We start from the raw sequence: 15,716 nt of genomic DNA, 5'->3' as shown, positions 1-15,716 counted from the left end.
CGAGTACATGACGTTCACAACTCGTAAGCCCTTGCTTGCGTCCGTGGTCGCGGTGGGAGCGCCGGCGGCAGCGGCCGCGATCGGAGCATTCGGTAGCCGGCGAGCCCCGGACGTGTACGCGCAGTTGGAGAAGCCGGCGTGGGCGCCTCCTGCCAGCGTGTTCGGTCCGGTCTGGACCGGGCTCTACACCGGCATCGGTGTCGTGGGCTGGCGGATGGTCGGCGCCGGGACGCCGCGTCGGACGTGGGCGTTGCACGGGACTCAACTTGCTTTGAATGCCGTGTGGCCGCATACCTTCTTCGGAGTCCGAAGCAAGCGACTGTCGCTGGCGGTGATCGCGGCTCTCGACGTGGCTCTCGCCACCGAAGTCGTCGATGTGGCCCGCCGGGACCGGGTCAACGGCGCCATCCTGAGCGCCTACCTCGGATGGAGCCTGTTTGCGACCGCCCTGACGGCATCCGTGAACGATCCCGCATCACAACACGCTGACGGCACCTTCGCCGCCTCTCGGCGCGGGGAACAATAGCCCGCGACGACGCCTTCGGTGCTTGCGCGGGATCCTCCAGAATCTGCGCGCAACGGTCGCTCCGCGAAAACCACTCGCACGGCTTCCTGTCGCGCTGTTAGCTTCGGAACGACGCCCGCTCGACAGAAGGCCCGTGCCGTGACCACCCCCGACGTGACCGCATCCCGCAGTCTCGCACCGTTGATCCTGCTCAACGTCGCGACGCTGTTGTCGGCCACCGGCAACGGCATCGTGATCGTCGCGCTGCCGTGGCTGGTTCTCGAACAGACCGGACGCGCCACCGACGCCGCGATCGTCGCGGGCGCGGCCACCCTCCCGCTACTGCTCGCGAGCCTGTTCTCGGGCACCGTCGTCGACCGGTTCGGCCGCCGACCCACGTCACTGGTGTCGGACGCGTTGTCCGCATTGTCGGTGGCCGCGATTCCCGTCGTCGCGGGGACGGTGGGATTGTCGGTGCCGATCCTCGCGGCACTCGCGGCGCTCGGTGCGACGTTCGACCCGGCCGGGATCTCGGCCCGCGAATCGATGCTGCCGGCCGCGACCAAGGCAGCGGGGTGGCGACTCGACCGCGTCAACAGCCTGTACGAGGCCAACTACAACGTGGCGTACCTGATCGGTCCGGGTGTCGGTGGCGTGCTGATCGCACTGATCGGACCGGAGAGCACGCTGTGGGTCACCGCAATCTGCTTCGTGCTGTCGCTCGTGACGATCGCATTCCTGCGCCTCGAAAATGCGGGCCGGCCCGACCATGCGACCCGCCCGGCATCGATGTGGACGGGCACGCTCGAGGGGCTGAAGTTCGTGTGGCGGGACCGCCTGCTGCGCACCCTGGCACTGGTCGACATGGTCATCGTCGCGCTGTACATGCCGATCGAATCGGTGTTGTTCCCCAAGTACTTCACCGACCGCGGCGAGCCTGCCCAACTCGGCTGGGTACTGATGGCGATGAGCATCGGCGGACTCGTGGGCGCGCTGTCCTACGGGGCCCTCGCGCCCTATCTCAAACGCCGGAATCTGATGCTCGTCGCGGTCACCGGACTGGGCCTCGCGATGATCGGCATGGCGTTCCTGCCACCCCTCTGGGTGCTGCTCGGCCTGTCCGTCGTGATCGGCCTCGTATACGGGCCTGTGGGCCCGATCGCCAACTGGGCCATGCAGACCCGCAGTCCCGAGCACATGCGCGGACGTGTCGTCGGCGTGATGACGTCCACCGCGTACGCGGCCGGGCCGCTCGGCTACCTGCTGGCCGGACCCCTCATCGATCAACTCGGCATCCGCACCACGTTCTTCGTGCTCGCGATCCCGGTGGTCGCGGTCGCCGCGGTGTGCTTCTCCCTGCCGGTGCTGCGCGAACTGGACGCCGACCGGAAGCCCCCGACGGTGAGGTTAGGCTCACCGTCATGACTACCTTCGATGCCGCCGTTATCACCGCGGTGACCGGCCACATGAATGGCGACCACACCGAAGACAACCTGCTCATCGTGCGCGCCTTCGCCCAGCCGAACGCCAGTGCCGCCCGTATGACCGGACTCGACGGCGACGCCGGCGAATGGGTCGCCGACGTCGACGGCGCCGAGCGGACCGTGCACGTGCCGTGGCTGGGACCGGTCACCGACCGGGCGTCGATTCGCACGGAGGTGGTCGCGCTGTACCGCGCGGCATGCGACAAGCTCGGGGTCGCGCCGAACGAGCACTGACAGGGCGCCGGCGGTATCGTCCGTGCCGAATGCAACGATCGTTGCAAACGGCACGGACGAAAGGATCCGGACCCGTGGATCTCGAAACTGCACTGACAACCACTCGGACCGTACGCAAGCGCCTCGACTTCTCCCGCCCCGTTCCGCGCGAGCTGATCGACGAGTGCCTGCGGCTGGCGCTGCAGGCACCCAACGGCTCGAATCGTCAACTGTGGCACTGGGTGATCGTCGACGATCCCGCCGTGCGCGCGCAGGTCGCCGAGCTGTACCGCGAGGGCCTGGCCGAGGCGATGGCGCGGACGAACATGCGCAACCCCGACCCTGCCCAGTCCGGCCGAATCCGGCCGTCCGTCGAGTATCTCGGCGAGCATCTGCACGAGGTCCCGGCCCTCGCGATTCCGGTGCTGAAGGACGACGCGCGCGGCATGGAGGTGTTCATGCAGGCCAGCCGGTGGGGGTCGGTCATTCCCGCGGTGTGGAGCTTCATGCTCGCACTGCGGGCCCGGGGCCTGGGATCGGCATGGACGACGGTCCACCTGCTGCGGGAGCGCCAGATCGCCGAGGTCCTCGGCATCCCGGACGGCTACACCCAGGTCGGCCTCTTCCCCATCGCGTACACGCTCGGCACGGACTTCAAGCCCGCGTCGCGCCGCCCCGTCGAGGAGGTGCGCAGCTGGAACCGCTTCGTCGAGGTGCCGAACGGCTAGCTGAAACCCATTACCTCGTCGCCCCACGCCACCCGCATCGCGTGGTCGGGATCCGGCACGAGACTGTCGTGGCTGTCGATCAGGAGCGTCGACCGGGTCTCCTCGGTATACGGCGCCCAGTGCTTGGAGCCGTCGAGGGCGGCGGGGACACCGTGCCGCGCGAAGGCCAGCCACCGGCGCTGCACGCGGCCGGACACCTCGATCGCAGTCTTGCGGCCCCCCAGCCAGAAGGTGGGGTCGGGACTGAGCGTTCCGAAATTGCCGAACACGTACGGCAATTCGGTGGCATGCCCGGCCCCGACGCGGGCCGCCTTGAGCAGCGGGGTGGCGTGGTCGAACCGGTACACCCAGGTGGGTGAGTGCCGACTGTGCGCGTCGGCCACCCACAGCGCGGGCATCCGAAAGGCCGCGTCACGCGAAATTGCAAGCACCCCTCGCGCTTTCGCGCTATCCGGGTACGCAGCGACGATCTCTGCCAGGCGCAGCGGCGAGAGTCCCGGGTTGTCCTGGGCGAGCCCGACGAACATCTGCTGCACCGCCTCGGCGCTCACCGGCAGCAGCGGCGAGCGCATGAACTTGAAGATCGACGCCTCGTCCTTGTTGGATCCGATGATGAGCGGGATCCGGTGCGAGTACCCCTTCTGGAAGGCGGCGACCGGATAGTGCGGAACGAGGTCACGATCGACCACCGGCGCCATCGCGAGCGTGCCCGGAACCTTCGTCGGCACCTCGTCGACGAGCATGTCGCCCGCCTTGACCAAGTGTTCGACCGGCATCTCGCCGAGTTCGCCGATCCGGTCGACGGGAAGATCGAGGATCTCGAGGAAGCGGGCCGCGACCGATGCCGCCCGCTCGGCGCCGTACACCGACGTCGACGGCGGACTCTGCGCAATGGCCCGGTGGAACAGCCCCTCCGCCCGCGGCACCGTCATCAACGTCGTGATCGCGCCGCCGCCGGACGATTCGCCGAACACCGTCACGTCCTCGGGGTCACCGCCGAACGCCGCGATGTTGTCGCGCACCCACTCGAGGGCCGCGATCTGATCCCGCAGCCCGATATTCGACTCGAACGTCCGATCCGCCGTCGAGAACGACGACAGATCGAGGAAGCCGAGGGTCCCGAGGCGGTAGTTGAAGCTGACCAGCACGACGTCGCCGCGTTCGGCCAGAAGGCGGCCGTCGTAGATCGGCTGGGCCGACGAGCCCAGGCAGTACGCGCCGCCGTGGATCCACACCATCACCGGGCGGGGGGTGCCGTCCGGTCGCGGGGCCCACACATTGATCGTCAGGCAGTCCTCGTCGATCCGCATCGACGGATCGAGGGGGACGGACGTGTCATGTCCCTGCGGCGCCATCGCCCCGAAAGCGTTCGCGTCGAGCACGTCGTCCCACGGTGCGGGCGGGGCCGGACTGCGGAAGCGCAGGTCCCCGATCGGCGGCGCCGCGTAAGGAATCCCCTTCCAGGCGTAAACCGAACCGTCGGCATATCCGCGAACGGGGCCGCTGGGCGTCTCGACCACCAGGGTTCCAGGCGCCTGCGCCGAGGCGATCTCCACAGCTTCCATCGCGCGGCCCTCCTCACCTCCGAGCGGCCGCCGACCGAGGGTGACAGCCGACTGCCAAGGTACCAATCCTGCGGTGCTAAGGTCGGCTCGTTCACGACACGGGGTGCTCCGCACAGGCGGGGCTGAGATCACACCCGGGAACCTGCATCAGGTAATGCTGACGAAGGGATGTCATGGCGATGACCACGCCTGTCCACGACACATCTGTCCACTCCGCCTCTGTCAACTCCGCCTCCGACGGGGCGCCGCGTTTCACCGATCGACTGTGGGAGCGCACGGCCGTCCTGCGCGCCGCGATCGACGACATGGAGTTCCTACGCCGTCTCGGTGACGGCACGCTGCCGCTCGACGTGTTCCGCACGTACATCGAGCAGGACGCGCTGTACCTGGCCGAATACGCCAAGGCGCTCGCACTGCTGGCGGTGAGATCACCGGATCCGCAGACCGCGGCCTTCTGGGCGACGTCGGCCGCCACCGCCGCGGTGGTCGAGACCGAACTGCACGAGGGCCTGATGAGCAGCGGTGCGCTGCCGGAGAGCGCGGGCACGCCCGAGCATTCGCCGGCGTGCCTCGGGTACGTGTCGTACCTGACCGCCACCGCCGCGACCGAGCCGTACCCGGTCGCCGCGGCGGCAGTGCTGCCGTGTTTCTGGATCTACGCCGAGGTGGGCCGCCGGCTGGCCGCGGACGCGCACGACGTGCTCGCCACCGACCCGTCGCACCCGTACGCGCAGTGGGTGACCACGTACGACGACCCCGCATTCCACGAGTCCGTCGCGACCGCGCGCCGTCTCGTCGACGCGGCCGCAGCCGCCGCGACCACCACGCAGCGTGATGCGATGGAGAAGGCGTTCGTCGTCGCGACGCGCTACGAATTCCAGTTCTGGGACACCGCCCTGAACCCGCAGCCCTGGCCCGCATCGTGACGTCGGTGTCGCGGCTGCGCCGCGTCCTGGCCACCTCCGCGATCGTCGCGTCGGCGATGAGCATCCTCACCGGGTGCGGCAGCACCGCCGACTCCGGTGACACCATCCGCTTCGCCCTCGACTGGACGCCGAACACCAACCACACCGGGTTGTACGTCGCGCTCCAGGAAGGCTTCTTCGCGGACGCCGGACTCGACGTCGAGGTGCTGCCGTACAACAACACGTCGCCCGACACGCTCGTCGACGCGGGCAATGCCGAATTCGGTACCAGCTTCCAGGATTCAGCCACCTTCTCCCGGGCCGCGGGCGCACAGACCGTGTCCGTCCTCGCGCCGCTGCAGCACTGGGCGACGGGTATCGGAATCAAGGCCGACCGCGACGACATCGCGAGCCCCAAGGATCTCGACGGCAAGACGTACGCCGGGTTCGGCGATCCCGGCGAGAGGGAGGTCCTGCGCCAGGTCATCCGGAACGACGGCGGCACAGGCGAATTCGAGACTGTCGTGCTCGGCACCTCCGCCTACGAGGCGGTGTACGGCGGGCAGGCCGACTTCACGGTGTCGTACTTCGCGTGGGAGGGCGTCGAGGCGGCCCGCCGCGGCACGCCGATGCGCTACTTCCACTACACCGACTTCGGCTTCCCGGACGCCTACGCGATCGTCGTGAACGGCAACGAGAAGTGGCTCGCCGAGCATCCCGAGCAGGCACGCAAGTTCGTGCAGGCCCTGCAGCGCGGCTACCAGACGGCCGCCGACGATCCCGATCGCGGCGCCAAGGCTCTCATCGCTGCGAACCCCGGCGTCTTCAGCGACGAGCAGTTGGTGGTCGAGAGCCAGCGAATGCTGGCCGCGGACTACATGAAGGACACCGCCGGACGCGTCGGCTCCCAGACGCGGGAGCAGTGGGCGGGCTACTCCGGCTTCCTGTACGAGCACGGACTGCTCGCCGGACCGGACGGCAAACCGCTGGTCGCCGAACCGGATTGGTCGACGTACTTCACCGATGAGTACCTCGCGACTCCGTAAGCGCGACGCGATCGCCACCCCGGGCCCGGTGCGCCGTCTGCTCCCGGCCGTGGTCCTGGCGATCGCGCTCGTGGCAGCGTGGCAGGTGTACGTGACGGTCAGCGGGATCCGTCCGCAGGTGCTGCCCTCTCCCGGGCGAGTACTCGAGCAGGGGTGGGCGCACCGCGACGACATCGCCGTCCACGCGTGGTCCACCCTGCAGGTGACGCTCGTCGGGTTCGCGGTGTCGCTGGTCGTGGCGTGGACACTCGCGGTCCTCGTCGACTTCTCGCCGTCGCTCCGACGGGCTTTCGTCCCGCTGTTCGTGGTGTCCCAGACGCTGCCGATCATCGCGATCGCACCGCTGATGATCATCTGGTTCGGATTCGGCCTGCTGCCCAAGGTTCTCGTGATCGCGCTCGCGACGTTCTTTCCGATGGCGATCGGCCTGATCGAGGGATTCGCGTCCGCCGACCGCGAGGCCGGTGCGCTGCTGCGCAGCATGGGTGCGTCGCGGTGGCAGCAGTTCCGCTACGTGCGACTACCGTCGGCCCTCCCCCGGTTCTTCACCGCGCTGCGCATCGGCGTGACCTACGCGGTCGTCGGTGCCGTGTTCGCCGAGTATGTCGGCGCGAGTTCGGGGCTCGGCATCTACATGAGCGTCCAGAAGAACTCGTTCCGCACCGATCTGGTGCTGGCGGCCGTCGCCGTGACGGCGGTGATCAGCGTGACGCTCTATCTGTGCACATTCGCGATCGAGCGCGTCGTGGCCCCCTGGGTGCGCCAGGAGGAACACCGTGGCTGAGACGTCCGTCGTCGAACTGTCCGGCGTCACCAAGTCATTCGGTGCGAGACGAGTGCTCGACCGCATCGACCTCGACGTCCGCGCCGGCGAGTTCGTGTCGGTGATCGGACCGAGCGGGTGCGGCAAGAGCACCGTCTTCGGGATCGTCGCGGGCCTCGACGCCCCCGATTCGGGCACCGTGTCCGCGCCCACCTGCGCCCACATGCCGCAGAAGGACCTGCTGTTCCCGTGGCGATCGGTGCTCGACAACACCGCCCTCGGGCTCGAGGTGCAGGGGGTTCCGAAGAAGCAGGCCCGCGCCCGAGCCGGTGAACTGTTCGCACGGTTCGGGCTCGCCGGTTTCGAGGACGCACGGCCGCATCAGCTGTCGGGCGGGATGCGTCAGCGAGCCGCCCTGCTGCGCACCGTGGTCCAGGACCGATCGGTGCTGCTGCTCGACGAGCCGTTCGGCGCGTTGGATTCACTGACCCGCACCGAGATGCAGACCTGGCTGCAGGACGTGTGGCAGCAATATCGCTGGACCGTCCTGATGATCACCCATGACGTGCGCGAGGCGGTGTTCCTGTCCGACCGGGTGGTCGTGCTCTCGGCGCGACCCGCGACGGTTCGCCGCGAGGTGATCGTGGACCTGCCCCGGCCCCGCGAGTTGCCGATCGTGACGTCGCCCGAGTTCGCGGCGATCGAGCGCGACCTCATCGAGGTCCTACACGAGGAGTCCCGTCGGGCCCTCGCCGAGCAGGAATCGGCGGACTGACAGAGACCGCACGCGCCGTACCGGACAGTCGCTTCGATACCCGAATGTTCTTTCCCTTCAAGGGAAACCGTTCGGTTCATGCCTGATCGAGATGAATGTCCCCTGAGCCTCGACGGATCGAGACTTCCTCGTTACGCTTTCGTTATGGCCGTCGGTTGAGGCTCATCGCCCCCGCGCCGGTTCTCCCCTCCATATCGCGGGTGCTCGGCACCCGACAGGAAGTACACGATGACGAAACGAGTTCTCCTGGCCGCGATTGCGGCCCTCGCCGCACTCGTGCCGGCGCTGGCCATCGCTCCTGCCGCATCGGCGGCCACCGGAACGGTCTCGAACGGCATCGCCTGGACGGCGAAGCCCGACGCCGGGCCGTCGAATCCCATGACGAACCAGGAGTACTGCACTCTCGGCGTCGTCGGCACCGACCACCTCGGCAACAAGATCGCAATCTCCGCGGCGCACTGCGTGTCCGCGGCTGCCGGCGGCGCAACCGAGTTCCCCGACGGGGCAACGGTGTACCGCTTCGGGTCGACCGGGACGGGAAGTCCGATCGGAACCATCGCGTACCGCAATCCGCTGATCGACTATGTGGTCATCGAACTGAACCCCGACGCGGTCCTCTCCTCGAACGGGCCCGAGGCCCGGATCGACAGCGTCGGACCGTCGCACCCCGACGGCATGCTGTGCAAGGCCGGCGTGCGGACGGGCCGCACCTGCGGGGCGATCTACGGGCAGGAGGCGCTGCGGATCAACTCGCTCGCCACCGCGAACGGCGGCGACTCCGGCGGGCCCGCGTTCGTCAACGACACCCAGTTGGTGGGCATGACTCGGGGACCGTTCGAATTCATCGACTTCTCGGCGGTACTCGACAGCATCGCCTCGCAGGCCAACCCGGTCGGCAGGGGTTTCGCGGTTACCGACAACTGAGCCGACTGCACCGAAACGTCACGCGCCCCGCTGCCGGAAGACCGGCAGCGGGGCGCGTGCGTGTGTTGCGGCCTACTTGCCGGCGATGTTCATCGCGGCGATGTGGCTGAACAGCATGCTGGTGCCGATCGGGTTGCCGCCACCGGGGTAGGTGGTGCCGCTCGGGGCCGCCATGGTGTTACCGGCCGCGTAGAGGCCCGGGATCGGGTTACCCGAGGTGTCGAGGACGCGCGCGGCGGTGTCGGTGCGCAGACCGCCCTTGGTGCCGAGATCGGAGATGCCGAACGCAGCAGCGTGGAATGGGCCCTGCTCGATCGGGATGAGCGCCGGGCCGCCGCCGGTGAACGCACGGTCGTAGGCCTCCTCGCCGCGACCGAAGTCCTCGTCGACGTCGTTGGCTGCCATCGCGTTGAAGCGCTCGACGGTCGCCGCCAGGTTGTCGGCGGGGATACCAAGCTTCGCGGCCAGTTCCTCGAGGGTGTCGGCCGTGTGCCACAGACCGGCGTCGACGTACTTCTCGGTCTCGACCATCGAGACGTTCGAAGCGCCCACCGGAGGCCGCTCGCCCGCGCGGTCGTCGTAGATCATCCAGTACGGCAGCGTGACCGAACCGTCTTCCATGCCGGCGATGACGTCGCGGCCGAGGCGGTCGTACGGCGCGTACTCGTTGACGAAGCGCTTGCCGTCCTGGTTGACGAAGATGCCGCCGGTGAAGCACAGCGCGAACGCCGAGCGTCCGTCCGGGTGCGTCAGGCCGGGCGACCACCAGGCCTCGCCCATCAGGTCGGTGTCGGCGCCGACGGCGATACCGGCCTGGTGTGCCTTGCCGACATTGCCCCACGGTCCCATCGTGTCGCGCGCGACACCCGGGACGCCGTACTTCTGGCGGAGCTCGTCGTTGCCCTCGAAGCCGCCGGCGGCCAGGATGACGCCCTTGCGGGCGCGGATCGCGACCTGCTCGCCGTCACGCTCGACGATCGCACCGGCGACGGCGCCGCCCTCGACCACCAGCTCGACGAGCGGGGTGTTCAGGTTCAGCTTCGCATTCGGGTACTTGCCGATCGCCTTGAGGAAGCGACCGATCAGCGCGCGGCCACCGATCAGCATCTCGGGCAGCTCCGCGCCGAGGCGGTCGAAGTCGAGGGGACCGCGAACCAGCTTGTGCAGGTCACCGACCTCGGAGACCGGCAGCGGGCTCGGGATGGTGTGCCGCTGTCCGTCGTTGCGGGCCTTGGGTGCCTTGCCGAAGTAGTCCGGCCACGGGTAGGTGGCGAACTCCAGGTCGTCGTCCTGCTCGAGGTACCCGACCAGCGGGCCGCCACCCTTGACGTAGGTGTCCTGCAGCTCGCGCGGGGTCCGGTCACCGACGACGGCGTGGTAGTACTCGAGCGCGTCCTCGATCGTGTCGTCGACGCCGGCGCGCTGCAGCACCGGGTTGCACGGGAACCAGAATCCACCGCCACCGGAGTACGCGGTGGTGCCGCCGAACTTGTCCGTCGCCTCGACCAGGATCACGTCCAGGCCCTCGCGGGCAGCGGTGTAGGCACCGGTGACGCCACCGGCGCCCGACCCGGCCACCAATACGTCACATTCTTCGTTCCAGTTGACCATCGTTCAGCCTTTCCCGGCGACGCCGGATCGGTTTCTCCGCCTCGTCGATGCGGAGATCGGGGCCTTGCGGCCCCTGGGGAGGTGCGCCGCGGTCAGCCGACCGGACGCACAGGGTTGGTTCCGTCCCAACTACGGGACTGTTCGATGCCGTAGGCGATCAGTTCGCGCATGCCGGCGCTCTGGATGTATTCGAAGACGACACCCGGCTGGGAAGGCGCATGCACGTAGGCGACCCGGGTGCCGGGACCCTCGGCGACGAAAAGCTCCTCGAGGCCGCGGTCTCGTGCGGCAGCGAGAGCGGAATCGAGATCGTCGGTGATCCACGCGATGTGGTGTGGTCCGGCCAGCGGATTCCCCGCCGCGTCCGTGTAGGGCGACGGGGTGGACGAGGTGATCTGCATGAGTTCGATCTGGAGGTCGCCGGTGTAACCCATTGCGACGTCCATGGACACGACGGTGTCCTGTCCCGCGTAGCGGCCGGTGAGGCTCACGCCACGGAACACGGTCCACGGTCCGACACCGGCGTGGGTGACCCAGTGCTCGATCGCGGCATCGAGATCCGCCACCACATAACCCATCTGAACTGCGGGTTCGGGAACCTCGAGACTCATGCACACCTCCAACGGCATTCGACGTGGTGTGTGATGGTAGCCACCGCTACCGGTGGTGGTTCAAGCGCTCGTCCCACTGAGAGGACGGATCGAGCGCGGTCGGGCTCGCCGGCCGGGCGTCGTCAGCGACCCGATCCGCCGCATCCCCAGCCGAGCCCCGCCAGTTCCTGCCCGCGAGACAGGACGTCGTCGAGCATCTTCTCGGTGAGCCTGCCGGTGAAGGTGTTCTGTTGGCTGGGGTGATAGCAACCGATGACGTTGAGCGGCTTGCCGTCCGCGGTGTGGAGTACGGCCACCGCACCGTGCCCGAACTTCGGCTTCGGCGTGGGCACGGTGCCACCGGCCCGTCGTACTGCGCCGAGCGTCGCGTCCCAGCCGAAGGCGCCGAGCGCGACGATGGCTCGCGCGAAGGGCAGCAGCTTCGACAACTCTGCATCGAGCCAACCGGCGCAGCAGTCCCGTTCTTCGGTACTCGGCTTGTTCTCGGGCGGCGCGCACCTTACCGCCGAGAGCATCCGCACCCCGAACAACTTCTGCCCGTCGCCGGCGTATTCGACGGTCTCCTTGCTCGCGAGTCCAGCGCGGTGCAGTGCGCGGAACAGCCAGTCGCCGGCCTGATCGCCGGTGAACATCCGCCCGGTGCGGTTGCCACCGTTCGCGGCCGGGGCGAGGCCCATGATGAGCAGCTTCGGGAAGTCGGCACCGAAGCCGACGAGCGGGCGACCCCAATAGGGCTGGTCCGCGAAGGAACGGCGCTTGGTCTCGGCGGCCTCCTCACGCCAGTCCACCAGCCGCGGGCAGGCCCGACACACACTGATCCGGGCATCGATTTCGAGGAGGTTCTTCGCACCGGCCGCCACCGCGACGACGTCCTCGGCGGTCCGCGCCACCGGCGTCTGCGCGTCTGCGGGGTCCCCGGGCCACCCGGTGCCGGGCGGAACCGGAGACGGGAAAGACTTCCCCGTCCCGGGATGCGGCAGCAACTGACCGGTCATCGGATCCGTGCGCTCGTAGACATACGTCAATTCAACCCGATCAGCGCGACACGAGTCAGTCGGGTGCGGACCGGCGGAATACGACCTGCACAATCGACCGCATGAACTCGCACCCCGTCGATCCAGTGCTCGTGGACGTGGCGCGGGCCGCACGCCGGGTGGTTGTCTTCAGTGGTGCCGGCATGTCCGCGGAGAGCGGGGTGCCGACCTTCCGGGACGCCCAGACCGGTCTGTGGGCGCAGTTCGATCCGACCGAACTGGCCACGCCCGAGGCCTGGGACCGCGACAGCGGGCTGGTGTGGGCCTGGTACCAGTGGCGGACGGGACTCGTGCGGCGGGTGCAGCCGCATGCCGGCCACCGCGCCGTCGCCGACTGGGCAAGCCGGACGCAGCTGAGCGTCGTCACGCAGAACGTCGACGATCTGCACGAGCGAGCGGGCTCCGACGTCGTCGCACACCTGCACGGCAGCCTGTTCTCACCCCGCTGCTCCCGTTGCGGTGCAGCGCATCCCACCGACGGCGGTGTCGACACCGAACCGACCGGCCCACTGGCGCCACCGTCCTGTGAGAGCTGCGGAGGCGCAGTTCGTCCCGGCGTGGTGTGGTTCGGCGAAGCGCTGCCCGAGGATGCGTGGACGCGGGCGGTCGCGGCCGTCGAGACGTGCGACCTCATGGTCGTCGTGGGCACCTCCGCGGTGGTCCACCCCGCCGCGGAACTGCCGATCCTTGCGGCGCGCACCGGCGCCACCGTCGTCGAGATCAACCCGGAGGCAACAGACCTCAGCCGGCACATCTCGCACACCTGGCGCACTACCGCAGCTACGGGGCTTCCCGCCCTGGTCGATGCGATCGGCGGCGACCGGTAGCAGAGTCGAGTTGTATCCGGAGCGACAAACCACATATGTGCCATAAACTCCGGCGGTGGCTCCCCTACTGGTTTCCGTGATCATCCCGGCGTACAACGCTGTCGATCTCATCGACGAACAGCTCGACGCCCTGGCCGCCCAGGACTACACGGGCGACTTCGAGGTTGTGGTCAGCGACAACGGGTCGACCGACGGGCTTGCGGGTCATCTCGCGGATCATCCGGTGACGTCTCGATTGAAGCTGCGATACGTCGACAGCTCAGACGGTCAAGGCACGGCGTACGCACGAAACGTCGGAATCGCGGCCACTGATGGCGACTTCCTCGCATTCTGCGATCAGGACGATCGTGTCCACCCAGGCTGGCTGACGGCGTTGACATGCGTGGCCGAGAGCTTCGACGCTGTCGGCGGCCCGGTCGAAACCGCATCGATCAACACACCGGAGGTCGCATCGTGGCGGATCATGCCGGCGCCCGACGAGCGGTTCGGCGCCTCCGACTTCCTGCCGTACGCAATCGGCTGCAACTTCGGAGCCTGGCGGTCGAGCCTGGAGAAGGTAGGCGGATTCGACGAGTCCTTCCGGGGCGGCGGGGAGGACGTCGCGATGTCGTGGAAGCTTCAGCTGGCCGGGCTGACGCTCGGGCACGCTCCGGATGCGTTGGTGGCGTATCGTTTCCGCGACACCTACCGAGGGACGTGGAAGCAGATGTCCGCGTACGGGCGGACCTCCGTTCAGGTCCATCTAGCCTTCCGTGAACACACCCCGAAGCGCGCATCGACGAAGGCCCTGGGGCTCTCAATTCTCGGTGTCGTACTCCTCAACCCACTGGTTCCGAGATTCGTCGCACGCGTTCCGCGCGGAATGTGGGTCGCGCAGACCGCGTTCCTCGCGGGAAAACTCAAGGCATCCTGGCAGAATCGAGTGTTCTTTGTCTGACTCCGCTGTCCGCCGGGCGCCGACGATGGTCTCGGTCGTCATCCCGGCCCACAACGCGCGCAATCTCATCGACGTCCAGTTGACGGCGCTGGCCGAGCAGGATTACTCCGGGACATTCGAGGTCGTCGTCAGTGACAACGGCTCCACCGACGGCCTCGAGGAGCACCTCGCGGACCACCCCCTGCACACGGTCCTCGACTTGCGGTGCATCGACTCGTCCCTCATCAAGGGTGCTCCGCACGCCCGCAACGCTGGTGCCGCGGCCGCCAAGGGAGACTTCCTCGCGTTCTGCGACGCCGACGACCGGGTTCACCCGGGTTGGCTGTCCGCGCTCGTACGGGCATCCGCCGAATACGACGCCGTCGGAGGGCCTGTGGAGACGACGACGCTGAACTCCCCCGACGTTGCGTCGTGGCGGCCGGTGACCCCGCCGGACAAGCGTGAGGAGACACCGGGATTCCTCGACTTCGCCTTGTCCGGCAACCTCGGCCTGTGGCGAACCGCATTCGACACGACCGGCGGATTCGACGAATCTCTCACGGTTGGTGAGGACGTCGACTTCACCTGGCGCCTCCAGCTCGCCGGACTCACCCTCGGCCACGAGCCGAAAGCAATGGTGGCGTATCGCCTCCGCGACAACTACCGCGCGCTCTGGCGACAGTCGTTCGCTTACGGCATGGCGGGGCCGGAACTGTACCGCCACTACCGGTCGTACGGCTTGCGTCCCACCAAACCGCTGCCGCTGCTGCTGTTCGCGCTGGCACTGGTCGCGCGGTGCCCGGTGGTGCCTACGTTCATCAGCAGGCTGTCGACAGGCGGCTGGATCTACTACGCGGCGTTCGCCGCAGGCCGTGTGCGCGGAAGCTTCAAGTATCGGGTCTACTTCGTCTGATCTCTATCAGAGGAAGTACACCCGATATCGGATGCTCCCGCGCACACGACCGACCATGCGACCGGCGTAGATGAGCCACTGCCCCGTCGACAGGCGTGTCAATGCTCTCGGCAACAACGGGTTTCGAAGCAGCAGCAAAGTAAACAGCACCGGGAAGGCGAACACGTTCCGAGTGAATCCCCTGCTCCGGTACTGCTTGAACAGGCGAGGATCCGCTTCCCCGTACCGGGCGCTGTGGTTCCACAACTCCCGGTAAGCGGTACGGACGCGGTACGCCATGAGCGCCCGCGGAGCATGACCGAAGGTTCCGCCCACCAACTGAACACGCCAGGAGAATTCGACGTCTTCGCCCGCGAACGTGTACGACTCGTCCCAACCGCCGGCCCGATCGTAGGCATCACGCCACACCGCACACGAACAGCCGTTTGCGAACGGGAGGAAACCGGGAAACGCGAACCCCTGCTCGGGTGGCTGCATGAGCATTCGGTCCGCCACCTCCTGACTGTTCAGTGACATGTTCTCCAGGGCGCCACTGACCATGTCGTACTGCGACGCCGCCTCCACCAGCGCCGACAGCCACCCCGGATGGGCGCGGTCGTCGGCGTCGCAGAAGGCCAGCAGGTCGCCCGCCGCCGCTGCAACGGCCGCGTTGCGCGCATGCGAGGCGCCCCGCACCTCGGGTGCCGGCACACACCGGAGGTGCAGCCGGTCGCGGAGGAGATGAGCTTCGAGGTGCTCGTGCAGTCCGTCGGTGGAACCATTGTCGCCGACGACGACCTCGAACGGACCGGCGTAGTCCTGATTCGCGAGAGCTTCGAGCTGCTCATCGATGACGTGCCGGGCGTTGTAGGCCGGCACGATCACCGACACCAGTTCCGGTGTTCTCCCAGACATCC

17 protein-coding genes and 1 riboswitch are annotated in these 15,716 nt (G+C 68.1%); of the genes, 12 read left to right on the top strand and 5 right to left on the bottom strand.

Annotated features, from left to right (window positions below; all coding sequences use genetic code 11):
• Positions 1 to 7: 7 nt before the first annotated feature.
• The 4 genes from C8K36_RS21375 (at position 8) to C8K36_RS21360 (ending at position 2,930) form a co-directional block, all read left to right on the top strand.
• Positions 8 to 526: a TspO/MBR family protein gene (locus C8K36_RS21375; protein WP_107986742.1), complete on the top strand. Its 519-nt coding sequence runs from the start codon at positions 8 to 10 to the stop codon at positions 524 to 526.
• A 138-nt stretch (positions 527 to 664) separates the two neighbouring features.
• Positions 665 to 1,930 (top strand): MFS transporter, encoded by a 1,266-nt coding sequence (locus C8K36_RS21370; protein WP_107986740.1) that lies wholly within the window; start codon positions 665 to 667, stop codon positions 1,928 to 1,930.
• Positions 1,927 to 2,223, top strand: coding sequence for a DUF2470 domain-containing protein (locus C8K36_RS21365; protein WP_107986738.1), 297 nt, complete (start codon positions 1,927 to 1,929; stop codon positions 2,221 to 2,223). The genes C8K36_RS21370 and C8K36_RS21365 overlap by 4 nt, the downstream gene beginning before the upstream one ends.
• Positions 2,224 to 2,297: 74 nt before the next feature.
• The gene (locus C8K36_RS21360; protein ID WP_107986736.1) at positions 2,298 to 2,930 is read left to right on the top strand and encodes a nitroreductase family protein; all 633 of its coding nucleotides are present in this window, start codon (positions 2,298 to 2,300) and stop codon (positions 2,928 to 2,930) included.
• Here C8K36_RS21360 and C8K36_RS21355 read toward each other — a convergent pair.
• Positions 2,927 to 4,495, bottom strand: a complete 1,569-nt coding sequence (locus C8K36_RS21355; RefSeq protein ID WP_107986734.1) for a carboxylesterase/lipase family protein — start codon at positions 4,493 to 4,495, stop codon at positions 2,927 to 2,929. The genes C8K36_RS21360 and C8K36_RS21355 overlap by 4 nt on opposite strands.
• 89 nt (positions 4,496 to 4,584) lie before the next feature.
• A riboswitch (TPP riboswitch) is annotated at positions 4,585 to 4,681 on the top strand.
• Here C8K36_RS21355 and C8K36_RS21350 point away from each other — a divergent pair.
• The 5 genes from C8K36_RS21350 (at position 4,675) to C8K36_RS21330 (ending at position 8,908) form a co-directional block, all read left to right on the top strand.
• The gene (locus C8K36_RS21350; RefSeq protein WP_420910923.1) at positions 4,675 to 5,421 is read left to right on the top strand and encodes a TenA family protein; all 747 of its coding nucleotides are present in this window, start codon (positions 4,675 to 4,677) and stop codon (positions 5,419 to 5,421) included. Its footprint overlaps the riboswitch before it by 7 nt.
• Positions 5,418 to 6,446: an ABC transporter substrate-binding protein gene (locus C8K36_RS21345; RefSeq protein WP_107986730.1), complete on the top strand. Its 1,029-nt coding sequence runs from the start codon at positions 5,418 to 5,420 to the stop codon at positions 6,444 to 6,446. The genes C8K36_RS21350 and C8K36_RS21345 overlap by 4 nt, the downstream gene beginning before the upstream one ends.
• Complete coding sequence (locus C8K36_RS21340) at positions 6,424 to 7,230, top strand: ABC transporter permease (RefSeq protein WP_107986728.1); 807 nt, start codon at positions 6,424 to 6,426, stop codon at positions 7,228 to 7,230. Before C8K36_RS21345 ends, C8K36_RS21340 begins: the two co-directional genes overlap by 23 nt.
• A complete protein-coding gene (locus C8K36_RS21335; protein ID WP_107986726.1) occupies positions 7,223 to 7,984 on the top strand; it encodes an ABC transporter ATP-binding protein in 762 nt (253 codons plus the stop codon). The genes C8K36_RS21340 and C8K36_RS21335 overlap by 8 nt, the downstream gene beginning before the upstream one ends.
• A 228-nt stretch (positions 7,985 to 8,212) precedes the next feature.
• The gene (locus C8K36_RS21330; protein WP_107986724.1) at positions 8,213 to 8,908 is read left to right on the top strand and encodes a hypothetical protein; all 696 of its coding nucleotides are present in this window, start codon (positions 8,213 to 8,215) and stop codon (positions 8,906 to 8,908) included.
• A gap of 72 nt (positions 8,909 to 8,980) precedes the next feature.
• On the opposite strand, the gene C8K36_RS21325 is transcribed toward C8K36_RS21330, so the two are convergent.
• From C8K36_RS21325 to C8K36_RS21315, 3 genes are all read right to left on the bottom strand, one after another.
• Complete coding sequence (locus tag C8K36_RS21325; protein ID WP_107986722.1) at positions 8,981 to 10,519, bottom strand: FAD-binding protein; 1,539 nt, start codon at positions 10,517 to 10,519, stop codon at positions 8,981 to 8,983.
• A 92-nt stretch (positions 10,520 to 10,611) separates the two neighbouring features.
• Positions 10,612 to 11,130, bottom strand: coding sequence for a VOC family protein (locus C8K36_RS21320; protein WP_258195535.1), 519 nt, complete (start codon positions 11,128 to 11,130; stop codon positions 10,612 to 10,614).
• Positions 11,131 to 11,252: 122 nt separating this feature from the next.
• Complete coding sequence (locus C8K36_RS21315; RefSeq protein WP_107987041.1) at positions 11,253 to 12,125, bottom strand: uracil-DNA glycosylase; 873 nt, start codon at positions 12,123 to 12,125, stop codon at positions 11,253 to 11,255.
• 101 nt (positions 12,126 to 12,226) lie between these two features.
• Here C8K36_RS21315 and C8K36_RS21310 point away from each other — a divergent pair, with 101 nt between their 5' ends.
• From C8K36_RS21310 to C8K36_RS21300, 3 genes are read left to right on the top strand one after another with little or no spacing between them, the layout of a single operon-like run.
• The gene (locus tag C8K36_RS21310; protein ID WP_107986718.1) at positions 12,227 to 12,991 is read left to right on the top strand and encodes an SIR2 family NAD-dependent protein deacylase; all 765 of its coding nucleotides are present in this window, start codon (positions 12,227 to 12,229) and stop codon (positions 12,989 to 12,991) included.
• 55 nt (positions 12,992 to 13,046) lie between these two features.
• Complete coding sequence (locus tag C8K36_RS21305; RefSeq protein WP_107986716.1) at positions 13,047 to 13,928, top strand: glycosyltransferase; 882 nt, start codon at positions 13,047 to 13,049, stop codon at positions 13,926 to 13,928.
• Positions 13,921 to 14,820, top strand: coding sequence for a glycosyltransferase (locus tag C8K36_RS21300; protein WP_146176520.1), 900 nt, complete (start codon positions 13,921 to 13,923; stop codon positions 14,818 to 14,820). The genes C8K36_RS21305 and C8K36_RS21300 overlap by 8 nt, the downstream gene beginning before the upstream one ends.
• Positions 14,821 to 14,826: 6 nt before the next feature.
• On the opposite strand, the gene C8K36_RS21295 is transcribed toward C8K36_RS21300, so the two are convergent.
• On the bottom strand, positions 14,827 to 15,714 hold the full coding sequence (locus tag C8K36_RS21295; protein WP_107986713.1) for a glycosyltransferase: 888 nt from the start codon (positions 15,712 to 15,714) through the stop codon (positions 14,827 to 14,829).
• Between the last annotated feature and the right edge of the window lie 2 nt (positions 15,715 to 15,716).

Source organism: Rhodococcus sp. OK519 (genome assembly GCF_003051005.1).
Taxonomy (GTDB): domain Bacteria; phylum Actinomycetota; class Actinomycetes; order Mycobacteriales; family Mycobacteriaceae; genus Prescottella.
This window is presented reverse-complemented; position numbering and strand designations above follow the sequence as displayed.